The sequence below is a fragment of the Paenibacillus macquariensis genome (assembly GCF_900156375.1).
GTDB classification, from domain to species: Bacteria; Bacillota; Bacilli; order Paenibacillales; family Paenibacillaceae; genus Paenibacillus_AQ; species Paenibacillus_AQ macquariensis.
In genome coordinates, this window is record NZ_FTNK01000016.1 from 45,410 (window position 1) to 67,928 (window position 22,519).

General features: G+C 40.2%; 20 protein-coding genes, 1 tRNA gene, 2 pseudogenes and 1 riboswitch. Of the genes and pseudogenes, 17 read left to right on the forward strand and 6 right to left on the reverse strand.

Annotation, left to right across the window (positions count from 1 at the left end):
* The first annotated feature begins 305 nt into the window (after window positions 1–305).
* From BW961_RS22485 to BW961_RS22510, 6 genes are all read left to right on the forward strand, one after another.
* Window positions 306–1,856 carry a M23 family metallopeptidase gene (locus BW961_RS22485; protein WP_068589325.1) on the forward strand — a complete coding sequence of 517 codons (1,551 nt, stop codon included), beginning with the start codon at window positions 306–308 and terminating at the stop codon, window positions 1,854–1,856.
* Between the two features lie 168 nt (window positions 1,857–2,024).
* On the forward strand, window positions 2,025–2,732 hold the full coding sequence (gene yycF, locus BW961_RS22490; protein ID WP_068589323.1) for a response regulator YycF: 708 nt from the start codon (window positions 2,025–2,027) through the stop codon (window positions 2,730–2,732).
* Window positions 2,733–2,806: 74 nt separating this feature from the next.
* Window positions 2,807–4,558: a cell wall metabolism sensor histidine kinase WalK gene (gene walK, locus BW961_RS22495; RefSeq protein ID WP_425298698.1), complete on the forward strand. Its 1,752-nt coding sequence runs from the start codon at window positions 2,807–2,809 to the stop codon at window positions 4,556–4,558.
* Window positions 4,555–5,832: a YycH family regulatory protein gene (locus BW961_RS22500; protein WP_068589316.1), complete on the forward strand. Its 1,278-nt coding sequence runs from the start codon at window positions 4,555–4,557 to the stop codon at window positions 5,830–5,832. Before walK ends, BW961_RS22500 begins: the two co-directional genes overlap by 4 nt.
* A 55-nt stretch (window positions 5,833–5,887) precedes the next feature.
* Window positions 5,888–6,637 carry a two-component system regulatory protein YycI gene (yycI, locus tag BW961_RS22505; protein ID WP_068589312.1) on the forward strand — a complete coding sequence of 250 codons (750 nt, stop codon included), beginning with the start codon at window positions 5,888–5,890 and terminating at the stop codon, window positions 6,635–6,637.
* A gap of 10 nt (window positions 6,638–6,647) precedes the next feature.
* Window positions 6,648–7,454: an MBL fold metallo-hydrolase gene (locus BW961_RS22510; RefSeq protein ID WP_068589309.1), complete on the forward strand. Its 807-nt coding sequence runs from the start codon at window positions 6,648–6,650 to the stop codon at window positions 7,452–7,454.
* Here the strand turns inward: BW961_RS22510 and BW961_RS22515 are convergent.
* Complete coding sequence (locus BW961_RS22515) at window positions 7,423–7,608, reverse strand: hypothetical protein (protein WP_068589447.1); 186 nt, start codon at window positions 7,606–7,608, stop codon at window positions 7,423–7,425. The genes BW961_RS22510 and BW961_RS22515 overlap by 32 nt on opposite strands.
* Window positions 7,609–8,082: 474 nt before the next feature.
* Here BW961_RS22515 and BW961_RS22520 point away from each other — a divergent pair, with 474 nt between their 5' ends.
* From BW961_RS22520 to rlmH, 3 genes are all read left to right on the forward strand, one after another.
* Window positions 8,083–9,318: a S1C family serine protease gene (locus BW961_RS22520; protein ID WP_068589305.1), complete on the forward strand. Its 1,236-nt coding sequence runs from the start codon at window positions 8,083–8,085 to the stop codon at window positions 9,316–9,318.
* Between the two features lie 131 nt (window positions 9,319–9,449).
* Window positions 9,450–9,617, forward strand: coding sequence for a CxxH/CxxC protein (locus BW961_RS22525; protein WP_068533896.1), 168 nt, complete (start codon window positions 9,450–9,452; stop codon window positions 9,615–9,617).
* 647 nt (window positions 9,618–10,264) lie between these two features.
* Entirely contained in the window at window positions 10,265–10,744 is a 480-nt protein-coding gene (rlmH, locus tag BW961_RS22530) for a 23S rRNA (pseudouridine(1915)-N(3))-methyltransferase RlmH (protein WP_068589302.1), read from the forward strand.
* A 154-nt stretch (window positions 10,745–10,898) separates the two neighbouring features.
* Here rlmH and BW961_RS22535 read toward each other — a convergent pair whose 3' ends face one another.
* Together BW961_RS22535 and BW961_RS22540 are read right to left on the reverse strand one after the other, a co-directional pair.
* The gene (locus BW961_RS22535) at window positions 10,899–11,642 is read right to left on the reverse strand and encodes a hypothetical protein (protein ID WP_068589299.1); all 744 of its coding nucleotides are present in this window, start codon (window positions 11,640–11,642) and stop codon (window positions 10,899–10,901) included.
* A gap of 63 nt (window positions 11,643–11,705) precedes the next feature.
* Window positions 11,706–11,773, reverse strand: a tRNA-OTHER gene (locus tag BW961_RS22540).
* 261 nt (window positions 11,774–12,034) lie between these two features.
* Between BW961_RS22540 and BW961_RS22545 the strand changes: the two genes are divergently transcribed.
* Both BW961_RS22545 and BW961_RS22550 read left to right on the forward strand, forming a co-directional pair.
* Complete coding sequence (locus BW961_RS22545) at window positions 12,035–12,823, forward strand: hypothetical protein (RefSeq protein ID WP_068589296.1); 789 nt, start codon at window positions 12,035–12,037, stop codon at window positions 12,821–12,823.
* On the forward strand, window positions 12,802–14,286 hold the full coding sequence (locus tag BW961_RS22550; RefSeq protein ID WP_068589293.1) for a helix-hairpin-helix domain-containing protein: 1,485 nt from the start codon (window positions 12,802–12,804) through the stop codon (window positions 14,284–14,286). Before BW961_RS22545 ends, BW961_RS22550 begins: the two co-directional genes overlap by 22 nt.
* Window positions 14,287–14,569: 283 nt before the next feature.
* Here the strand turns inward: BW961_RS22550 and BW961_RS22555 are convergent, their stop codons facing one another.
* Window positions 14,570–15,103 carry an aldo/keto reductase gene (locus BW961_RS22555; RefSeq protein WP_068589290.1) on the reverse strand — a complete coding sequence of 178 codons (534 nt, stop codon included), beginning with the start codon at window positions 15,101–15,103 and terminating at the stop codon, window positions 14,570–14,572.
* On the opposite strand from BW961_RS22555, the pseudogene BW961_RS31990 reads away from it, so the two are divergent.
* Window positions 15,022–15,192, forward strand: a pseudogene (locus BW961_RS31990) (MFS transporter); the annotation flags it as partial. The gene BW961_RS22555 and the pseudogene BW961_RS31990 sit on opposite strands and share 82 nt — an antisense overlap.
* Window positions 15,193–15,408: 216 nt before the next feature.
* Window positions 15,409–15,732, forward strand: a complete 324-nt coding sequence (locus BW961_RS31305; RefSeq protein ID WP_068589287.1) for a hypothetical protein — start codon at window positions 15,409–15,411, stop codon at window positions 15,730–15,732.
* An 89-nt stretch (window positions 15,733–15,821) separates the two neighbouring features.
* Here BW961_RS31305 and BW961_RS22570 read toward each other — a convergent pair whose 3' ends face one another.
* Complete coding sequence (locus BW961_RS22570; RefSeq protein ID WP_068589284.1) at window positions 15,822–16,544, reverse strand: YheC/YheD family protein; 723 nt, start codon at window positions 16,542–16,544, stop codon at window positions 15,822–15,824.
* 224 nt (window positions 16,545–16,768) lie between these two features.
* On the opposite strand from BW961_RS22570, the pseudogene BW961_RS31310 reads away from it, so the two are divergent.
* From BW961_RS31310 to BW961_RS22585, 4 genes and pseudogenes are all read left to right on the forward strand, one after another.
* Window positions 16,769–16,915: pseudogene (locus tag BW961_RS31310) on the forward strand (sensor histidine kinase); the annotation flags it as partial.
* Window positions 16,916–17,271: 356 nt separating this feature from the next.
* On the forward strand, window positions 17,272–18,180 hold the full coding sequence (locus BW961_RS22575) for a VanZ family protein (protein ID WP_068589443.1): 909 nt from the start codon (window positions 17,272–17,274) through the stop codon (window positions 18,178–18,180).
* A gap of 196 nt (window positions 18,181–18,376) precedes the next feature.
* Window positions 18,377–18,706: an SPW repeat protein gene (locus BW961_RS22580; RefSeq protein WP_068589281.1), complete on the forward strand. Its 330-nt coding sequence runs from the start codon at window positions 18,377–18,379 to the stop codon at window positions 18,704–18,706.
* A gap of 619 nt (window positions 18,707–19,325) precedes the next feature.
* Window positions 19,326–19,407, forward strand: a riboswitch (glycine riboswitch).
* A 136-nt stretch (window positions 19,408–19,543) separates the two neighbouring features.
* Window positions 19,544–20,920 (forward strand): amino acid permease, encoded by a 1,377-nt coding sequence (locus BW961_RS22585; RefSeq protein WP_068589277.1) that lies wholly within the window; start codon window positions 19,544–19,546, stop codon window positions 20,918–20,920.
* A 117-nt stretch (window positions 20,921–21,037) separates the two neighbouring features.
* Here BW961_RS22585 and BW961_RS22590 read toward each other — a convergent pair whose 3' ends face one another.
* Entirely contained in the window at window positions 21,038–22,237 is a 1,200-nt protein-coding gene (locus BW961_RS22590) for a NupC/NupG family nucleoside CNT transporter (protein ID WP_068589274.1), read from the reverse strand.
* Window positions 22,238–22,519: the final 282 nt, after the last annotated feature.

The following is a 22,519-nucleotide window of genomic DNA, read 5'->3' on the forward strand; positions in this document are numbered from 1 at the left end:
CACTAACTTGTCATAAGTTGATCATTAATGTAAATATAGGGAAACGACAAGAAACTCGCATAATCCGCGGGTTTTTTGTCGTTTCTCTAAGGTTGAAATGATTGTAAATGTTATGTTAAAGTAAACAAAGAGTCCTAAAGGTTAAAATTTTGAAACCTTTTAGTGTGAAATAATTTACAATTGTATTAATTAAAATTCATTTTATTGGGTATTATAAACATTTGGAATTGAACAACACTTATGTGTTAGACAGAGACTCTAAGAATCTGCCTACACTAACGAGCTGGTTGTAAAGGAGAAAAACCATGAAGGGTTTCAACGCTATACGCTGGATAGGAGAAATGTGGGACAAGTTCACACCTATTCAACAAGAAGATGAGAACAACATGAATTTACCTACCCGGCATTCAACATGGTTACGAGATATGATTGAGAATAAGGGAAAGAGAAAACAATGGATGACGATTATAGTAGCGGGAGTCCTCTTAATTGTTGGACTAGTATTCGCAGGTAATCAGTATGTGACTGCGAACAAGATCGCCTATTATAACGTGTACGTTCAGGATCAAAAGATCGGGAGCGTGCAGAATCCAACACAGGTTGAACAATTATATGCTCAGAAGCGGCAAGAATATAAGAATAAATATCCCGATGTAGAAATGACACTTCAGACAGAAGGCGTTACAATGAAGGCGGAAGAAGCCTATAAAGCAGAAGTGGATAGTCAGGCAACGCTCAAGAAGCTTGATGGAATGTTAACAGGTTATGCTAAAGGTGTAGAACTGAAGATAGACGGCAAAGTCGTGGCGATTGTAAAGGATCAGGAAACGGTAGACGACATATTGCAACAAGTGAAACAACAGTACTTACCTGCTAAAGAAGTGAAACAACTACAACTCAAAAGTATGAGTACAGCTGTTATGGCATCTGCAATGAGTACAGCTGCTGTACCAACACCAAGTGTGAAATCAATCAAGATTGCGGAAAAGATAGATGTTGCGTCAGTTAACACAGATCCAACTAAGGTACTTAGCGCTGAGGCAGTAACGGATCTCCTCACGAAAAGCGAAGATGCGCCGATCATTTATACGATTGCTGAAGGGGATACCCTTAGTTCTATCGTGAAGCGATATAACATTTCAGAGAAGAAGATTTATCTTAACAATCCTGAGATTAAGGAAAAGTACCTTAAGATCGGAGATACTTTAAAATTAACGGTCCCGAAACTTCCAGTGACGGTTACAACGGTTGAACAGGTTTCTGAAGAGATCATAACGGCTCCCGAAGTGGAAATCCGAAAGACCTCAGAGCTTCCCGCAGGTAAATCTAAGGTTGTTCGTCCAGGGCAGGATGGACTTAAGGTCATGGAATATCTAGTGACGAAAGAGAACGGCGAAGTTGTGGAGGAGCAATGGCTCGGCCAAGAGGTGACTAAAGGTTCAGTCACGGAAGTCGTGTTACAAGGAACGAAGATCGCTGGGCAAGGATCGGGGCAATTCTCTTGGCCTGTAAGTGGTGCAACCATATCGAGTACGTATGGTTCGCGTTGGGGAAGACAACACAAAGGAATTGATATGGTATCAGGCAACCGTACAATCATGGCGGCTGATGAAGGTGTCGTTACCTTCACAGGTAACATTAGTGGTTACGGCAAGGCAGTGATCATTAACCATAGTAATGGTTATACCACGCTATACGGTCACATGAGTCGCATTACCGTAAGTCAAGGGCAGACGGTAGACAAAGGCGATGGGATTGGCGTTATGGGGAACACAGGGCGCTCAACAGGTACGCATTTACATTTTGAGATTAAGAAGAATAATGTAGCCCAGAACCCTATGAGATATTTGAATTAACAAACGTTATTTTAAGATAGCAGAAGAGCATAACCCTACGGTGGATACTATAGGGATGCTCTTTTTGCTATTTGTGAGCAAGGAATGAGTGTGTGACAGGCTATCAGGTGTGGTAAAATAGGAACATGATTGACAACCAATGGCTGAAATATGAGGTGGGATACATTCATGCAAGGAACAATTCTAGTAGTAGATGATGAACAACCCATTGCTGATATATTGAAATTCAACTTAGAAAAAGAAGGGTATGACGTTATATGTGCTTTTGACGGGATTACAGCCGTTGAATTAGCCATATCCAAAAAGCCCGATCTGATGTTACTTGATCTCATGTTACCGGGTAAAGATGGGATGGACGTATGCCGCGAAATTCGGGCAGCTCACTTGCATTTCCCTATCATTATGCTTACGGCTAAAGATGGCGAAATCGATAAGGTGCTTGGATTAGAAATGGGTGCAGATGATTATGTAACAAAACCATTTAGCACACGTGAACTCTTAGCCCGTGTCAAAGCACATATGCGGAGATTGACCAAAGCGACAACACCTACAGAGAAACAAGGTATACAACTCTTTGAGTTGTTTATTGATACAGATATGTATTTGGTATTTAAGAATGGTGAGCCACTAGATCTCACACATCGAGAGTATGAGTTGTTAGTGTATCTCGTGAAACACGCGGGTAAAGTGATGACACGTGAACATTTACTACAGGCTGTATGGGGATTTGAGTACTTTGGTGATGTGCGTACCGTGGATGTAACGATTCGTCGGTTACGTGAGAAAATTGAGGAGAACCCTAGTAAACCGGAATATATACTTACACGTAGGGGCCTTGGTTATGTCATGCGAAGCCTTAAAAACGGTGGGCTCTAATGAAGTTCACCTCTTTCTTTCGCACCATTCAAGCTAAACTTATTATTGTGTATATGCTGTTGATTCTCATCGCCATGCAGTTGATCGGCGTCTATTTCGTGAGTGCTATGAAAAACTCGCTGACGAGCAATTTCACCAATGACCTGCAGGAACAAGCAGAGTTGTTGTCTGTAATGGCTGCGGAGAAATTGGGAGGAGATGTTGAAGCGGGGAAGAACTCTGTGGAAAGCTTAGGCATAATCGTCAATAATCTATTCAATCTCAGTGGTGTGGAGATTCAGGTTCTTGATGCCAGTGGTAAGGTGTTGATTACCTCCTTGTCTGCTCATGAGGATTATGTAGGGCGAAAGAACACACAGACGGTCGTGAGCCGTGCGCTTCAAGGCATTAGTGATAATGAGGAATATATGATTGATGAGGATAATGAACGTAAACGGGTGGTTGCAAAGCCTGTTATTTATAATAGCAAAATTGTAGGTGCGATCTATATTGTCGCTGCCATGAATGAGTTGCACGATACGATGGGTCGGGTTAACAATATTTTTATATCAGGTATGTTAATTGCGTTAGGATTAACCGCGATCCTTGGCGTTATTCTAGCACATACCATTACGCAGCCGATCAAAGAAATGACACGGCATGCGACGGCGGTGGCAGAAGGAAGCTTCGATCAGAAGATGCCAGTGTTCGGCAACGATGAAATTGGACAATTAAGCGAGGCCTTCAATTATATGACGGGTCGCCTTCGAAATGCACTCTTGCAGAATGAAGAGGAGAAGGAGAAGTTAGCTTCCATTCTTACGAATATGAGTGATGGTGTGATTGCGACAAATGAAGCGGGACATATCATATTGATGAACCGTCGTGCGGGCACGATGTTAAGCTTAGATGAGGAAGATTTAGATAATCGGGATATCACCGTACTCCTCGGACTTGATGCTGAGCAGACGCAAGCTTTTGCAGATGGATCAATCAATACGGCATTACTCGAGATTAGTCGAGAAGAGGTAGCTATTTCATATAAGGTGCGAGTGACGTTCACTTCGATTCACCGGAGAGAATTTGGCATTACAGGTATGATAGCCGTACTACAGGATGTAACGGAGCAGGAGAAGTTGGAAGCCTCGCGCCGTGAATTCGTGGCTAATGTATCGCATGAATTACGTACCCCACTAACGACGATAAAGAGTTATACCGAAGCGCTGGATGATGGTGCATTAGAGGATACACAACTGGCACCGAGGTTTGTAGGCGTAATCCAGAATGAGACGGAACGGATGATTCGTCTGGTAACAGATCTACTTCACTTATCTAGGCTAGATAACAAAGAAGCGTCCCTTCGGAAAGAACCAACGGATGTGTTAGAAATGTTGGAGGATGTAACGGATCGCTTTTCTTTTCAAATGCAGCAGAAGAATATTCGATCCATTATTAAGGTGGACAAGGGTATCGGTAGCGTATCATTTGATCGTGACCAGATCGACCAAGTACTTGATAATCTAGTGTCTAATTCGCTTAAATATACACCTGAGGGTGGCGTGGTTACGTTGGAAGCTAAAGTTACAGAGGGAGCTAACCTGACGATTTCGGTTCGGGATACGGGGATTGGTATTCCTAAGAAAGATTTGGATCGTATATTTGAGCGGTTCTATCGAGTGGATAAGGCACGCTCACGTAATATGGGAGGAACAGGTCTTGGTCTATCCATTGCCCGGGAAATTGTTAGCGCTCATGGTGGCGTTATAGCTTTACAGTCTGAATTGGGACAAGGTACGAAGGTCAGCTTCACGCTTCCTTTGGTTGAAGATGGGGGTGTGTTGTCATGAAAGAGAAGTTAAAGTCTATCGTGCTCGTCTTGTTGGTCGTGAGTAGTCTAGTGGAAAGTTATTATCTTATATATCGACTTCCAGGTAGTGATACTATCATCCGGTCTGCAACCAACTATATTAAGACAGATTATATGGGGCCTGAGACGAATGTGGAGGATCTTATTTACCCAGACAAAATGATTATTCACATGGGAGAAGATAAACATACGATCTTTTATCCTGATTCGACGTTTTATAATCTGATCTTCTCATTACTTGAGGGTCGGAGTTTCGATAGCTTCCAACGGCGTTCCATTCAGAATATCGATCTTGCAGAAATGCGACAGAAGAATCCTGGTATTGAACTGACGTTTGGGTCGGGTGTGCCGGTTACCCTACTGCAACGTGTGATGCAGATTCAACCGGATGCGTTATTTCAAGCGGAGCTCATTGACCGCGTCTGGATTTATAACGTGAATAATGAATCTAAGGCACATGCGTTGTTTTTCAGCACAGAAGGTGGCGTTGTATATGAGGCAGGCAAAGCCGATCTTACCGTGCAGGATGTACAGCAACATGTGGATTTCGGCGCAACGTGGATTCCGTATACAACAGTAAATGGAGCTTACTATGTGCCTGAGACATCAGTCGATATGGTTGAATCCACATTGAATTTGGGTGTGTATACAGCTGAACAAATGCAAAGAAGCTTATTCTTCGATTCCAGTATTACACGTAATATTAGGGAAAAGGATGGCTCCGAGATATATACGGATAGTAAACGAAGCTTGCAAGTGAGGCAAGAACAGAAGTGGATGAGTTATACAGATCCTGCAGCATTACCTGCTGGAGAAAGCAATGTGGATAAAGAGGTACTCGCTGCGGTTGATTTCGTGAACCAACATGGCGGTTGGAATGGTGATTATCGATTAAGCCTTGCTGGCGGTGGGATAGGTAAGAATGAAGTGGTATTCCAGCAGTATTATGGCAACTACCCTATTTTGAAAAAAGCAGGGTTCCAATATGGCACCATTAAGCTTGATCTGCATCAAGGCACGGTATCCGCTTATGAGCGTTCTCTCATCTATATCAAATCGGAGGAACAAAACAAGCAAATCAAGGTGTTGTCAGGCGGTGAAGAGCTAAAAGAGAAGCTGAAAATCGTCAGTCAACAATCTGCGATTGTGGATCTGTATCCTGCATATATGCCTACACGTACTGAGGGAGGACTACATTTAACCCCTGTATGGGCTGTTAAGCTACGAAATGGCGAAGAGATGGTGCTCGATTAAGAAAATGGAATCAAGTTAAGGTTCATAATATTTAGGTGGGATAGGGGGGACAGGGATGGATTGGGGACGAGCTAAAAATGTGTTGATCTACGCTTTTTTACTGCTAAATCTCGTATTAGGTTATCAGTTGTGGAACGATGTAAGGGAACAAGTGAGTACGAACCTGGATTATACCTCACTCGATGAAAATACACAGAAAATCATGCAGGAAAAAAACATTCAACTGTTATGTCCGATTCCTCCACGAACCCCAGCGCTTCCCAAGATTACCTATCATTTTATTAACAGTGAGAATAATGATCCTGTGGATCTTGCGAAACCACTAGATAGCAAGCTAGTCTTTATGGGTGACGAATTAACGAAAGCACTAGAGAAGCAAATTCCTGATTTTAAGAAATATCGTTATGATCCAATGGAAAGTGAATATGGAGCGTTCGTATTTCATCCTTTAGTTGAGAATGAGTGGCCACTATTTAATGATCAATTGAAGTTGAAGTTGTTCTATCGTGAGCAGAAAATCACTTCTTATCAATTATCGATAACGGAGATTATTCCATCTAACGACGAGGAAGAGCAGAAGGTGTTACATGCTTCAGATGCACTAGCCAAACTCATTAACAATAACTATATTCCAGAGAATTCAGCTGTGAAAGATATTCAGCTAGGATATTACGGAGAGATGTTTAACTCTGAGAATCAGGTGGCGGCACCGGTATGGCGATTTACGTTAGAGAGTGAAATCTATTATGTACAGGGCATCAGTGGGGACGTTATTAGTTCCAAGACAGACAAAGTAAAGGAGTAGGACAACGTTTATGGGGATATCATTTACAGTATTATCGAGTGGATCAACAGGGAATGCAACGGTGGTTACGAATGGGGCGACGACGCTATTGATCGATGCGGGATTCAGTGCGCGTCGAATCGATGAATTGTTACAGGAGCGTGACCTTACGGGTGGCGAAATTGATGGGATACTCATTACACATGAACATTCAGATCATATTAAAGGCTTGGGTCCAGTGGCTCGTAAATATAATCTACCGATCTATGCTAATGAGAAGACATGGGATGCAATGAATAAATCAGTTGGTAAAATATCAGAAGAGAATCGGATTGTGTTAGATAGCGGGGAAGTGAAGGATTTCGGTACACTTCGCGTGGAATCATTCGGGATTTCCCATGATGCAGCGGAACCCGTAGGCTATAGTTTCTATGATGGCGATGATAAGCTCAGTGTGGCTACGGATCTGGGTTACGTTAGTGAGAAAGTGAAGAGGGCCATTGCGGATTCGGATGTACTCGTCCTTGAAGCTAATCACGATATTGAGTTGCTACGAATGGGGCGGTATCCATGGAACACCAAACGTCGTATCTTAGGCGATATGGGGCATCTCTCGAATGAGGCTTCTGGTGAAGCGATGAGTGAGCTCCTTACGGGAGATACCAAACGTACGTACTTGGCTCATTTAAGCCGAGATCACAACATGATGGATTTAGCTAAAATGACCGTGCGCGATGCCATGGAAGAGCGCGGATGTTTCTATAAAGAGACCGATTTCAAGTTATGTGACACCTACTTTGATCGACCTACACCATGGGATAAGGTGAGCAAGCCATAAACTGATCGAGTTCATCGGCTTTGATAGCCAATTCCTCACGTGTAAGAATCCCCTTGTCTACAAGAAGCTCAATGATTGTACTGATGGCAAGGGTATTACGATAATGTTCGTCCTTCATATCTCCTAGCTTGGCTATCATGTGCACAACATCCATAGATAAATTTACACCTTCCAATTGTTATTCCTCCCCTTTGCATATAAGGTAAATATCCCAAATTTAACTATTTTAAAATAGGTCCAAAACATGATGTTGCTAATCACTACGTATGATACAATGTACAGTACACAAACGTAATCGTAATCTATGAATTTGTAATTCATAGACTTGTTCTTAGTGTAGTCTGTTTCATCGCAAAATATTCCTATGTAGCACAAAGATTACTAGAATAATTGAATTTTATGGTGGAAATTTTACGATGTGATTGTGGTATATTTTATTTCATAAATACTTGTTTATTTCGCTTGAACTAGTGGTTATGTGGTGATGTAAAAGTAACGAGATAAAATGTGCAACTTTTTAGGTCTTAACGGAGTTATATATAGTATATGTATTGTCAGATGAAGTGGCTCTAATGAAGTCATTATTGTCTTGTTCTTAGAGGGTGATAACAAAGGGAGAGGATTTACTATGGGTTTGTTCGAAGATGAATTTTATTCGACCAAAGTGTCCAAACAGCGAAAAGAGCATACCAAAGTAAAACCTAACCCCGTGAGCTGGTCTAGAACCCGTCGTCGGGGAATGTCCACGATTCAAATTTCTGTCATTAGTTCGGTGATCGGCGCAGTGGTGGCAACCGTATTATTCAGTCTGATCACGGGCTTACCCTCCTCAACTCCCCACGCATCTGCTGTTAGTGCGGTGCAAGTAAAGATGGAGAGTGATCCTTTTGAACGACTGATTCAAGCGGCAGCGAAGGTACGTCCTGCAGTCGTAAGTATCGCTAATTATAAGGACCATAAAAAAGATGATATTAATTTAGAGGAGTCGGGTCTCGGCTCCGGTGTTATTTTCAAGAAAGAAAATGGCTTAGCTTATATCATTACGAACAATCATGTCATCGCTGAAGCGGAAGAGTTGGAAGTGCTGACGATTGATGGGGATACGATAAAAGCGACGTTAGTAGGTACAGACACGGTTAATGATATTGCCGTACTCTCTATTGATGGTAAGAAGATCAATACGATTGCCGAGATCGGGGATTCGAGTAAACTCCGTCAGGGAGAAACCGTCATTTCTTTAGGAAACCCATTAGGGCTTGGTGGATCACTTACGTCCGGCATTGTGAGTTACACCAAGCGCTTACTTCCAGTATCTCTGAATAAAGATGGTATATATGATTGGGAGCAAGAGGTTATTCAGACGGATGCAGCGATTAATGAGGGCAACAGTGGCGGTGCATTGGTTGATCTGGACGGTAAAGTCATTGGGATCAATACGATGAAGATATCCGACACAGGTGTAGAGGGACTTGGGTTCGCAATTCCTACGAGTCAAGTCATGAAGACGGTAAATGAATTGATGTTAAATGGTAAAATAGCACGTCCTTACATTGGCGTATATACGGTAGATTTAAATAACACATATGCACCATTGGATGCGGATGAACGTAAGAGCCTGAAATTACCTAGCGATGTAAAAGAAGGTGTTGTGGTGTTGGATGCTGTCGGTCCTGCGTTAGAAGCGGGATTGAAGTTGAATGACGTCATCACGAAGTTCGATAATGAACCGATTACGTCAACCATGGAACTTCGTAAGTTCCTCTATGATCAATCGAAAATCGGTGATGAGCTGAGTGTAACCTTTTATCGTGAGGGTGAATTGAAGGTTGTGACATTGAAGATTAGTGATAAACCAGCGGAATAAAATGACGGAAATCAGTGACTTGTGATAGATAGCTGATGAAATCTATGGAGATTGTGGATGTGTTATAGGCGATTTCGGGTTATAATAGATAAAAAACAGCAGAGTGTAGGACAGAGAGGATGCTTTCGTTCATGTACGTTGTATGCAAAGATCATGTAGAGTTCGCGATTGACAGTTTCGTTGATGAATATGAAGATGCACCGGACATTGTGGATTTGAAGGAAACCGAGTTCTCCGACTGGGATCCCCCAGTGAAATGTATTGAGTGTGAGCAGGCGGCGCAGTATTTGGTCGTATAAGTGAAAGGGCGTGAAATTTGACGCCCTTTTTGTATTTGTGGGGGATGGAAAAGATGCTGGGTATTATTCGGGGAAGCTCCTTTTGGGAATATGCTTCGAAGACCGCTGCGAGAACGGATTGTTCTTCCGATCGCTGTTGTCCCCGGATTTCCTAATTGGATACCGCCTACTGCGGTAGAAATCCGGGGACAAGCATATGCTTTCGAAGAGGCTTTCCTTCGGAAAGCTTGTAGGCGACCACTTCGTTTCCTCCAGAACAATTCCGTCCTCTACGCTGGTACTACGGAAATACCTTACATGCTATGCATGCTCTAAATGTATTAGAAGCTTTAATGCCTTAAGTTCACTTAGTGCGTAGATGCTTCGCATCGTTCAGATCCCTACATTGGAGTAGGGTCTAATTTCATCGCTAGGTGGGTGGGCATGGGTAGGGCAAAGGTTACAAACCATTAGTTAGTGTTAGTGAAACGAACTAGAGGTTGAGTACAGAGCCAGAAGAAATAAGGGGAAAGTTCTTGAGTGTGAATACTGTGGTAATAATGAAGGATGTAAATGTAAATTTAATCATGAGTTACATGATTCTTAAAAATATATAACCGTATTGGATATCGTTGAGGCATACATAAATGGTGGAGGTTGATTGAGTAGTGTTTATTCAGATTATTGGCGTGGGGAAATTGAAAGAGAAGTATCTAGTTCTGGGGATTCAGGAATATGCTAAGCGGCTAAATCCATACATCAAGTTCCAGATGGTTGAGGTAGCGGATGAGAAGGCACCGGACACCTTGAGCGATGCTGAGGTGTCTATTGTTAAAGATCGCGAGGGTGAACGCATCCTCGCGCATATTAAGAGCGAGGCGCACGTCGTTGCGCTCGCTATCGGTGGCCAGCTATGGAGCTCGGAAGAGCTGGCCGCAGAGATCGACAAGCTCGGCACCTACGGGACGAGCCATGTCGTGTTCGTCATCGGAGGCAGCCACGGGCTCTCCGATGCAGTACTGCGTCGCGCCCAGCAGAAGCTCAGCTTCGGGCGCATGACACTGCCGCATCAGCTGATGCGGCTAGTGCTGACGGAGCAGGTGTATCGTGCGGTGAAGATAAATCGGGGAGAGCCGTATCATAAGTAAAGGAGATATATACTAATAAATAGTGAATGTGATATATAAATTATTAGGTAAAGATTTAGTTAATATCTCTTTAAGAATGCATCATATATAAATAAAATTAAAAAAACTCTTGGTCAATTAATTTCCAAGAGTTTTTTTAATTTATTTGAAGTATTTATATTGTATTACTCAAGATTGAAGTTCTATTATTGTATCTTTTTCTGATTTCAGATAAAAATTCATCATATTTTTCTAACGAACAATTATTTGTTACTCGCTCATACTTCTCATAATAGTTATCGAAATCTCTTATAAACGTTCTGGGAGATATAACTAAATCATGAATTACACTCGAAATCACCTTGAACTTTTCTATTCGCATTCTTATGGTAAAAAGATTTTGAGCATCTAATAAACTTTGGGTATTTTCATTAAGAGCTGTTCTATCACTATTAAACGTATGAATAAATTGACCATGAGCAACTTTGTTACGAATTGTTATAATTGTGTTTAGTTCTTTATCTATAAAATTAAATAATTCATTATAATATTTTCTAGGAGTAAACTTTAATTTAAGTTGTAAATTAAAGTTGTCTCTTATACCATATGCTTTTCTAAATCCGTACTCCAATAGAATTTTCCATTTTTGATTTAAGGGTTGTTTAGAATGTACTTTAGTATAATCTCTATCATTTTGGGTGAAATTTGGTTCATATACTAATTTAAAATACATATTTTCGATATAGGCACCTGATAAAAATAATAGGTATAATTCATAATGTTTTAATAGTTGTATAGAATGTACATCATTTCTTCTTAAACTTTGCTTTAAATCTCGTTCAATATTGTTATATGAAGCAATTACAGCTTTAAGATTTTGGCAGTGAAACTTATAAATATCTTCTTGAGTATTAACCATTCAGTATACTCTCCTCGTGGGAAATATTCTCACCATGGTAAGAACGATGAACTTTCATCGTTCTTACCATGGGGGGAATCGAACCTCCCATATCATTAAAAAATGCGCTTTACCATTAAGCTACATGGCCAACATCATTATAAAAGTTATATTATGCAAAGTAAACCTTTATATTAAAATAATAGAATTTATTAAATTATTATTCTCTATATACTAAGTCGGAATTAAATTTGATTTTAGAAATCTATCTTGAAATTAATAGATGGTAAAGAAAAGAATAAGATACTCCTTTTGATACATTACGGTGAACCGTATCATAAGTAAGGGCAAATTAAGAAGTAGGAGGAATTTGGATTTATTCATAGAATTCTCTATATGAGGAGGGGTTCGTATTGACGTTAGTGCAACATCCACTTGCAAGTCTAATTTGTGGTAATATTGATAACACTCATAGAGAAGCTAATATAGTATTCAATCGTCTGAGCAATACTATTAGTAATTTTTCAAGGAAGTTGCTTAGTTTGGAACTGATTGATGAGGATGATAGGGAGTTAGCACCTTTTTATGCCCGTAATATTATTGAAGGAGCATGTTCGGCACTTCTAGGAAGGTATGATTTTTTCAGACTACTTTCTGTATATAAAGTTCAATCTTCTTCGAACTACGACATAACTAAACGATCAAATATAGCGTTACAATGGAAGGGAGATATTCTTGCTGCTACTAAACCTAAGGAAGACATGTGGAATCCCGAAAATAAGTTGTCTGATTATGATAGGGCTCTTCTAGGTAATCATGTAGGTGAACTATTATGGAAGCCGGGATATCTTGCTTTGACTGATTTCTTATCTAGCCACTCTATGAGGAAAACTGATTGGGTGGACAAACTTGAAATGAAGGACGAAAACCAATTTTTTGAAATGTCAAAAACAGAGGCCGGAAAGCTTTTTTCTGCATTTTCTAAAGGTGTGCATTATGAGTTTTTAATAAATTCTGACAGTATATATGATGCGACAACAGTACAAGATTATGTCATTAGAATGGTACAATTAATCGCTGAATTAGGTCTAGTTAGCCATTATAGTGGGATTTTAGTAAATAGTTTGCCTAAAGAAGATGCAATACAGTATTTTCAGGAAACTGAGGAGTTGATAAAGAGATGGCACCTGAGAACGGATTAGTAAACTTGATTCTTGCCTCAGAGGATTTTACTGCAGAAGAATTTGTTAGATATCATCGTTTTATGGGATATGAAGAAAATATTATAAAAAAGCTAATGGCACATGGACCTGTATTATTAAAGGGAGGCCGAGGAACTGGAAAGAGTGCATTATTAAGAGAAGCCGATAGAAGACTAAATGAGAATTCGAATTCTTCAAATGCTCTAGGTATTTATTTGAGTTTAAGACATCTTCCATTACTACGAACAAGAGGTAAGCAATATGAGAACGAATTATTACGAATATTAATTGATAAAATTGGTAAAATATCTACAGATAAATTCTCATTTATTTTCGAAGCTAGTCCTGAAGTTTACGAAGTGCATAAAGAACTGGTTAGACTTTCAGAACACATAGGTAAACGCATCGTACTGTTTTTTGACGATGCAGCTCACATTGGAAGAGAAGCGGCTCTAGAAGAGTTCTTTGATGTTTTTAGAACTTTATCTAGTAGTAATGTCTCATGCAAAGCAGCAATTTATCCTGGTGTGACACGATTTGGAAATAGATTTGATATTTATAATGATGCAAATGTTGTGGAGATATCAAGGAGAGAAGACCAAGAAGATTTTAATGAATTCTTCTTTTCTATTATGCAAACAAGATTTCCTAACGAACTTATGGTAAGAACGTTCTCTAAGGAACTTGATGTTAAAGAAGTTGCCTCATTCCTAGGACAAGCTGTTGTTGGGAATGTTCGATCATATGTTAAGGCCTGTTCTATTTTATTCAATACAGATAAAACAATTGGATATTCCACATTATCGGAGGCAATGCTTGAACTAAGTTCTGATTATTATTGGCCAATGATTGAAGAAGTGCGTTTAAAAATTGGCATATATGAAGCCTTAATCGAACCGGCACAAGAATTGGTAACAACAATATATAATAACTGCGGATCTAAAGGCGCAATTTCTTGTATTATTCACCGCAACTTAGTGAATAAAATGGACAAAGCGCTAGAAATATTAGAATATACTGGGTTTATTGCTCGACGGGAGGTTTCCCGGGGGATGAAGTCAGGGGGGCGAGGAACTCGATTCACCCTAAATCTTTGCAATTTACTGGAAGTAATGAGTGGCAGTAGATTAACGAAAGACTTATTTGATCAATGGAGTAACAGGGAGGGTGAGGACATCCAGTTCTCACAAACAAGCAGTGTTTTTTCTAACATCCAGTGGCCTGAAATACCTGAGGACAAAATGCTATCAATACTGGAGCTACCTATAGAAAAATTGAAAAAGTCCACTGTCTTCCCTTATGGAATAACAGACAATAAGCTGGAAATTTTAAAAGAACAGGGTTACGATACTGTGGGGGAACTAGCAGAAGCATCCGATGAAGAGTTACTAAATATTGATGGAATTGGTGACAAGACTCTTGAGCGATTTAAAAGTGTGATCGGTCAAGCTATTTGGATGTAATCAGGGGTTGGAATCAATTAAGATTCCAACTTTTTTTATGCATTAACACATGCCGTTACAGAAAGTGCGGTGAACCGTATCACAAATAAGGCTGAATTCTTATAGAGGACTATGTCTACATACAAGATGAATACAGAACCACAACCGTTGAGAGGTTGTGGTTTTTGATTTAGGTAAGTTATTTAATGGAAGTATAGATATACCTAAGTATTTCATAGGGCAGATCGAGAAAATAGGTGAGCATAGCCCAAATAAAGATCTAGATCTAAATGGGACTTGCTGCTTACCGATCCAGTAACGTCATGGAATTTGCAGGATAGCGGTCACCAACTGCCGTGCCTACTGGAATCGTTTTATTTATAAATTCCTTAACATTTTTAGGTAGCTCAATGTCTATTGCTCCTATATTTTCTGCCATGTAAGAACTCTTTTTGGTCCCAGGTATAGGAACTAAGTCTTCGCCATTAGATAGTAACCATGCTAAAGCAAGCTGAGAAGGACTAATATGTAGCTCATTGGCTATCTCTTCTAAACGTTGAACCAATGCAAGATTGTGAGTGAAATTGTCACCCTGAAATCGTGGTGTATTCCTTCTGTAATCATGTTCTGCGAGTGTATCAACTGATTTGATCTTTCCAGTTAAGAACCCACGGCCTAAGGGGCTATAGGGTACAACTGCAATATTAAGTTCACGGCAGAGGGGGAATATTTCTTCTTCTATATCTCTAGTCCATAGTGAATACTCCGTTTGTAGTCGGAAGAATCGGACAGTTGGTTTCCATTTTCTCTTTGGTTTTCGCTTTTGGCGCTCCAACACTCATTGCCTTAACTTCCAGAGTGGAGAGACGCAAATTACTACTCATAGCTATGATAACTTTTTTAATAGGAAATATTTTATCTATCGTTAGCCCCAATTATATAACGCTATTAATTGCTAGGGTCATTCTTGCAGCTAGTTGCTCGATCGAGGGTGGTTCTTTTTGTTTGAGGCACAGTATCATAAGCTGCCGATCCTCGCGACCACCGGAAAAACGCACTTTTTTTCTTGTCCACATTTATACCTTACCAAAACGATTCAATTTTCATTTACTGAACAATACAATAAGAAGGGAGGTTTTGAATATGGGAAATAGAAGACCTAAAGGTTACGACCCCGTTCAGATCTCTAACTCAACTTCGTTTAATGCGTTTGGGAGAGTTGAATATGCATCCGTCTTTTGTAGTGACGACAATTATGATGTTCAGCGTGACGAGACTTGGAAAGCTTCTAGCCGTGGAGTCTGTTTGGTGACTAGAATCACCGCAACGGTTAAAACACCGAGTGGAAATATTCAAGCAGAACCTTATACTTCTTCCGGCACTTCTTACAGCAAATTTGCCATTATACAGGTAGGGGTAAATAAGTTCCAAGTGACACGCGTTGTAAGTGCCAAAAGACGCAGATAAAATCCCAAGCGGGGCATTATCAAGAATAGGTAACCAAACATAAAAAGACGACCGGTCAAAGATAAAAGGCTGGTCGTCTTTTTTTCGCTTTAATGTTTCTTATACCATAATATTCTGCGATGCATCGAGGAATCTTTCAAGAGCCGGAAAGGGTGCAAGTCCGGTTGATAATTGCCTTCGATGATCCAAATCCGACGTTTCCTGTCGATGCCTATATCGAACCCGACTTGTCTAAGCTTGGGGTAACGCTCTCCCAGTCGTTTGGCAGCCAATAGTGCGACCCGTTCCGCTTTGACAAGCAAGCTCCGATCTCCGATTCGGGATAATTTTAGTGCCTCAAGCACTGGAATGGTGCGGCTAGTCACATTCGTGACTAGATATCCTTGCGCCGCCACTTTCGCGTATGAGCCTGTCACGTTCCAAGTGGATGAAGAGCCTTTTTTTCGCTGAGCCATTATCCGAATGTCGAACGGATTGTGCCCAATTTGAGCAAGCTGAAGACGACTTTGGACAATATATCCACGACCTCTATTTTTTTTACGGAGCCATTTGAATAACTTATCAGTGTCTCTCATGGTGACCGCATTCTTTTCGTTATGAATACGATAGGCGTTCGCACCGTTCCGTTTAATGAACAGGATATCCCTTCCGTAACTCCCGTCGCGAGGTTTCAGTACGACGCTTTGATATTGAAGAAGCATCTTCGATAAAGCATTCTTCTTAAGCAACTGTGTTTTTGGCAACCGTCCGGCGAGAGAGGATCCATTGCGAAGGATGCGATATTGCAACCATTTGTCTCTTTTGATTAACATTGGAATCACAGCCTTTTTCAATGTTCTAAGGTAATTCTAAATTAAATTAATGATCAGCATAAGTGACTATTCGTCCATATTTATGAGCCGAAGCAGGTAAAGAAGGCTTTTGAACCCGTACCGCTTGCTTGACGGCTATATCGGCCGAACAAGCAAGCGGTTTTTATAGGTACCGGCTTTCTCCTTGTTCTCTCTGATGGCTAGGGTCATACAATTAGTTCCTTAAGGCATTAGAGCCGGTACTGATTCCGATGGATATTAAGGGACAGACGGTTTCCATCGCGAGCGATGACGACGTCTCTTTTGTCGGCGATTTCAATTGGACTGCCGAGGCGGTCATCAATATTTTGAAGAACGGCGTGGAGTATACGCAGTTCCGGATTAAATTTTATAAGCAAGTGATTTAACGGCACGCTGTAAGTGACTGAATTGTCACCTCCATAGTCACTGGAAAGTCATTTTAGACGGATATAATAATATTCATCAGCTAAGCGATGGAGGTAAGACAATGCAATTGAAGCAACACCGAAAGAAGATTTTGGCTATAACCATATCCTAAACCCTTTTGATTCTTTATTTTTTGTTTTTCGCTTTCGGCAGAGTAGGTACGGTAGATCAAATCACCGAGTAAGGAGGAGATATATCTCTTCTTGAATTATGGAGTTCCCGATCAATCAAGGGGATTTCCATGGAAGATAAAATATATATTATTCTAAAGAGGTGTAAAATGAGTTTTATTAATGAACGAGAAAAGAAATTTACTAAACGACAAATTATATTACTTATATTAATAATAGGATATTATTTCCTTTTAATAATGGCTACCACATTTGGTCGTTCAGCTGAGAATATCTTTGTAAGAACAATTGATTTCGATGTACTGAGCGCGTATCAACAAGCATGGAATCAATTTTCATTTAATTCTTTTTTTCATATCATTGTTAATATAGGTATGCTGTTTCCGTTAGGGATTTTATTACCTTTATTTAGTGAAGTTTTTTTAAAAGAAAAATGGATGTTAATCACTTCAATTACAACATCTTTATGTATTGAAACTCTTCAATTTATAACACTTCGTGGAAGTGCGGCACTAGACGATTTACTTCATAATACGATAGGAATGATGCTAGGTTATTGTATATTAAATATAGTTCTTATTTTTTTGAAAAAAAAGCAATCATACACACAAATAGTCAAATATTTAATCTTACCCACTGCAGTAAGCTTCGTCGCACTTGGAATAATTATTTCGTATCAAATGAAGGGATTTGGTAATATGCCATTTGATCCCTATGGAAAAACGGATATGTCTCATGTCACTATAAAAACATCACTAGAGTTAAGTAATGAAGGTAAAAAAATGCCTGTTTACGATTCCAAAGGTCAAAAAGTGCGAGACGTCGAAATTATTTCTCCCAAAGAAGCATTTCAAAACCTGAAACAAGGAGACATTTATCCTATGGGACCTTTCGGAGCGGGTGAAGAATTTGAAGGTGAGACATTAGTCATTACAGAGTATTATTTAGATCAATCCACTGATACAAAAGGTTTTTCTCAACCTGTATATATTTTTCGCGTACAGTTAAAAGATAATGACGTAGTTCTTACGTCTCCACCTATTTCCGCAAGGAAATAATGTGAATTTCCTCATGTATATATGATCATCGATTTATATCGGAAAATCTGAGAGTTTCAAAGGAAAAGGGCAGTATTTCAGGTGGGGCACCTTCAATACGGACGATCATTTGTTAATAAATGGGTTCTGATCAATATTCGAACGACATAGGTTAAAAATGTGAACGTCGTATAATATTTTAACGGAGGTGTTGGTTATGAAATGGAGGAACGGATTAGCAGCTATTATTGGAATTTGGTTCATCATCTCACCATGGATCTTTGACTATTCCGATCAAAAGGATGCTTTATGGACTAGCGTTATTGTCGGAGCCGTCTTGCTGATTGTATCCGGATGGGCTTTATGCAAAGAGAATTCTTCGGGGTGGGCTGTATGGCAGACGTGGTTTTCACTACTCGCGGGAATTTGGTTTGTCATTCATCCTTACGCTTTCTCTCTGGATTCAGAGACAATGTGGACCACGGTTATTTTGGGTGCAGTCACAATTATATTGAATCTGTGGACGATGGCATCCTCGAAGTCCTGAAGGGGACTCAAAAGTAACAAATAGGTTAAACAATCACAGAAGCAGAAATCCGGTTAGCGGATGTTGCCTTCTGTGATTTTCTTTTCAAAAATAGTAGTCGTGCTGGCAGTGTCGATATAACACAATGATCATATCGTCATATTAGGAGCGAGAGTGAAACGTGAATACATAATTTTTAATAGTGAGGTCCTACATATCTCGCATACCGCGCTAAGCAAACGGGTGAGAAGCTTGGAGCAGAAATTTGCTGTACAGCTTTTTGTGCTCTTTTACTCGTTTGAGAAGAAGCCTCTGAAAGTCCTATATGCTTAACTCCCCCCCTCTTTCACTAACTCTCTCAAAGCACCAATAGTCTCCTCAATTAGGTTTATAACCTCTTACATAATGAAAATATCTTCAAAGAACGAAGTGACTGAACTAGGTGCAGATATCAATATTTCCAACCTAACTATTGAAATATAAAAGACCAAACAGTCTTTTTGTCAAAAAATACAAAGGGACTTTTATCATTGAACAAATACTCACATCGAAAGTAATATGTTAGAATATCAGAACAGCATTACCGTTTTAATAATTTAATAATTCGCAAGCTATGATTGCTAAGGATCACACTTTAGCAGGAGCAGCTTCTGGAGAGACCGCGGAAATTTTCGCGGCGCCGAAGGGTTCACAATCTCAGGCAAAAGGACAGAAGAGTACTGAATATGTATTTGTCATGCTGATCGCGATCAGCAGGGCAGAGATTATTTGATATTCTTATGAACTGAGAGATTGGATGACATCCAGTCTCTTTTTTTATTGGCATCAATAAGTTGTATTCACAAGGGGGAACTAGGAATGGCACAACCAGAATTAAAGAGGGAGCTTGCCAATCGGCATGTTCAACTTATCGCCATCGGCGGCACCATTGGTACGGGATTATTCCTGGGATCGGGAAAGGCGATAGAGAAGGCAGGCCCATCCATTATGATCACGTATTTAATCGTGGGTATTGCTGTGTTTTTTGTGATGAGAGCACTGGGAGAACTTCTATTGTCTAAAGCAGGTTATCAATCGTTTACGGACATTGCCGAAGACTACCTTGGAACGCGGGTCGCGTACATTACCGGTTGGACCTATTGGTTTTGTTGGATCATGACAGCTATGGCTGATGTCATTGCTGTTGGCGTATATGTGCAGTATTGGTTTGATATCCCGCAATGGGTTCCTGCCGTTGTCTGTCTAACCATTTTATTAGGACTTAATCTATTAACCGTAAAAAGTTTTGGAGAACTCGAATTTTGGTTTGCTTTAATCAAAGTAGTCACAATTCTAGCCTTAATTGGCCTAGGGATCATTTTATTGATCATTGGGTTTAAGACGGATGCAGGATCCGTGACGGTACGAAACCTTTGGGAGCACGGGGGCTTCTTTCCAAATGGAGTTTCAGGTTTCTTATTATCATTTCAAATGGTTGTATTCGCTTATGTCGGTGTGGAATTAGTGGGTGTATCGGCAGCGGAAACAGCAAATCCGGAAAAAAATATCCCATCTGCGATTAATAAAATTCCGCTGCGGATTCTATTTTTCTATGTTGGCGCGCTGTTCGTCCTGCTGTGCATTAACCCATGGACGCAGCTCAGTCCGGCAGAAAGTCCATTTGTGAGAACCTTTACTTTGGTGGGGATTCCGATTGCTGCGGGGATTATCAATTTCGTCGTATTAACCTCAGCTGCTTCCGCTTGTAACAGTGGGATGTTCTCAACAAGCCGGATTCTCTATAATTTGAGTAGGAAGGACCAAGCATCCTCTCATTTTGGCAAACTGAATAGAAATCATGTACCAAGTAACTCGTTATTCATTTCTACGATTGTCATATCTGTGGGGGCCCTATTGAGTAAACTCATTCCGGAGCAGGCTTTTGGAGTTGTGACAACGATAAGTGCCATTTGTTTCATATGGGTATGGGGCGTTGTTCTCGTGTGTCATATTAAGTATAAGAAAACCCGGCCGGATTTGCAGGCTACATCCAAATTCAAAGCACCGTTCACGCCGGCTATGAATTATGCGGTCTTAACGTTGTTTGCCTTCATTCTCATCATAATGCTGTTCTCTGAAGAAACACGTCCGGCTCTATTGTTTACCCCGTTATGGTTTATTTTATTATTCATACTGTATTCGATTAGAAGCAAAAAGGGGAAAAGCAATCAAGATAACAGCATGATCAATACATGAGGTTGATCGCTTTATTGCAACGAACCCACTTAAAATCATAGCCAGATAGACATAAGGCCATTCCGCGAGGGAATGGTCTTAAAATTTGCCTTTTCAATCTTGCCGTTATAGCCAGTGTTACCACACGAATAGTCCGACAAAACCAGCACTTAGTAAGGATACTAATGTTCCTGAAATGATCATCAACCATACCCCTTTGGACAAATTATCTGATTTCTCCTTACTCACAATACCTTTGAAACAGCCTAGAATCAATTCCACTGTAGAGAAGTTCGCAAAGGATACAAGGAAGGTACACAGAACTGCCTTCATATGTGGACTGAATGTATCCATTATCGGCATAATTTCGATCATCACGACGAACTCATTGGTTACCAATTTGGTGCTCATGTACTGAGCAGCTTGGAATGCTTCACTAAATGACAGACCGAGAAGTAAAGAAAATGGTGTCATGATAGTACCTAGAATGCTGCTCAATGTAAGCCAAGGCGCAATGAGCAGCAGAAGCTTATCAATAAGTGCTGCTAAGGATACGAATGCAATAATCATCGCTGTGATGATCAGAATCAACTTACCTGCACCAAGGATAGAATCGCCTAGGAAAGAGAAGAAGGGTGGCTTGTCTTCTTTTTTCATTTCAAAGATAACATCTTCTTCCTTTGGTATGACGACCGGATTCAGGATACTTGTTACAATAATCGCGTTGATAACATTAAGTGGTATAGCAGTAAGAACAAATTCTGCTGGAAGCATTTGTGTATATACACCGATCATCGCTGCGGATACACAACTCATGGACATAAGTGAAATCGTGAATAGGCGTTGCTGGCTCATAGACTTTAATTGTCCGCCAGATACGGCTAATGCCTCTGTGTTACCAAGGAACATCATTTCAATGGCATAGAAGGATTCAAACTGTGGTTGACCCGTAAGTTTAGATAGTCCCCAGCCCAACAATTTAATGATTTTAGGGAGGATCCCCAGATAAGTTAAAATATCAAATAACGGTACAACTAATAGGATCGGCATTAATGCACTGAACACAACGTCCATATTTTCAACATGAACCATACTTGCAAATGCAAATCCTATACCAGAAAAAGCAGTATCAATTAACCAAGTAAAGGCTTTGGCAACTTGTCCAATAAACCAGCGTCCACCTGAGAATGCAGTTAACACCCAGACCAAGAATAGATTAAAGATAACCAGGATACTAATGGCTTTCCAATTTACATTTTTTTTATCTTTGGAGAACAGAAACGCAACTCCGATAAAGACCAAAATACCGGTGATGTTAATGAGTAGAAAGAAGTTCATATGACCCTCCATTGTAATTTATCTTCGTGTGCATGATTGTTCCCATCGTATTTCACAGACTCTAGGGGTATCATGTCCATCAGTACATTGAAATATTTACAAATATTCCATTTCATTCGTCTGTACCTCCTTATCTTCGCCGTGCGATTCCAGACACATCTCAAAGAGATGTGTTTTTTTCGTTGTTACCTGTCTAACGCAACCAATAGGTAAATCTCATCCCTCAGACGGAGGAAGTATCCATCTGAAGTCAGTTAAATAAATCGAGATACTGCAATAGAA

Excerpts from the sequence above, each read along its gene's own strand:
- BW961_RS22485 (WP_068589325.1), top strand. The coding sequence starts at position 306 with ATGAAGGGTTTCAACGCTATACGCTGGATAGGAGAAATGTGGGACAAG.
- yycF (WP_068589323.1), top strand. The coding sequence starts at position 2,025 with ATGCAAGGAACAATTCTAGTAGTAGATGATGAACAACCCATTGCTGAT.
- walK (WP_425298698.1), top strand. The coding sequence starts at position 2,807 with ATGCAGTTGATCGGCGTCTATTTCGTGAGTGCTATGAAAAACTCGCTG.
- BW961_RS22500 (WP_068589316.1), top strand. The coding sequence starts at position 4,555 with ATGAAAGAGAAGTTAAAGTCTATCGTGCTCGTCTTGTTGGTCGTGAGT.
- yycI (WP_068589312.1), top strand. The coding sequence starts at position 5,888 with ATGGATTGGGGACGAGCTAAAAATGTGTTGATCTACGCTTTTTTACTG.
- BW961_RS22510 (WP_068589309.1), top strand. The coding sequence starts at position 6,648 with ATGGGGATATCATTTACAGTATTATCGAGTGGATCAACAGGGAATGCA.
- BW961_RS22515 (WP_068589447.1), bottom strand. The coding sequence starts at position 7,608 with ATGGATGTTGTGCACATGATAGCCAAGCTAGGAGATATGAAGGACGAA.
- BW961_RS22520 (WP_068589305.1), top strand. The coding sequence starts at position 8,083 with ATGGGTTTGTTCGAAGATGAATTTTATTCGACCAAAGTGTCCAAACAG.
- BW961_RS22525 (WP_068533896.1), top strand. The coding sequence starts at position 9,450 with ATGTACGTTGTATGCAAAGATCATGTAGAGTTCGCGATTGACAGTTTC.
- BW961_RS22535 (WP_068589299.1), bottom strand. The coding sequence starts at position 11,642 with ATGGTTAATACTCAAGAAGATATTTATAAGTTTCACTGCCAAAATCTT.
- BW961_RS22550 (WP_068589293.1), top strand. The coding sequence starts at position 12,802 with ATGGCACCTGAGAACGGATTAGTAAACTTGATTCTTGCCTCAGAGGAT.
- BW961_RS31305 (WP_068589287.1), top strand. The coding sequence starts at position 15,409 with ATGGGAAATAGAAGACCTAAAGGTTACGACCCCGTTCAGATCTCTAAC.
- BW961_RS22570 (WP_068589284.1), bottom strand. The coding sequence starts at position 16,544 with ATGTTAATCAAAAGAGACAAATGGTTGCAATATCGCATCCTTCGCAAT.
- BW961_RS22575 (WP_068589443.1), top strand. The coding sequence starts at position 17,272 with ATGAGTTTTATTAATGAACGAGAAAAGAAATTTACTAAACGACAAATT.
- BW961_RS22580 (WP_068589281.1), top strand. The coding sequence starts at position 18,377 with ATGAAATGGAGGAACGGATTAGCAGCTATTATTGGAATTTGGTTCATC.
- BW961_RS22585 (WP_068589277.1), top strand. The coding sequence starts at position 19,544 with ATGGCACAACCAGAATTAAAGAGGGAGCTTGCCAATCGGCATGTTCAA.
- BW961_RS22590 (WP_068589274.1), bottom strand. The coding sequence starts at position 22,237 with ATGAACTTCTTTCTACTCATTAACATCACCGGTATTTTGGTCTTTATC.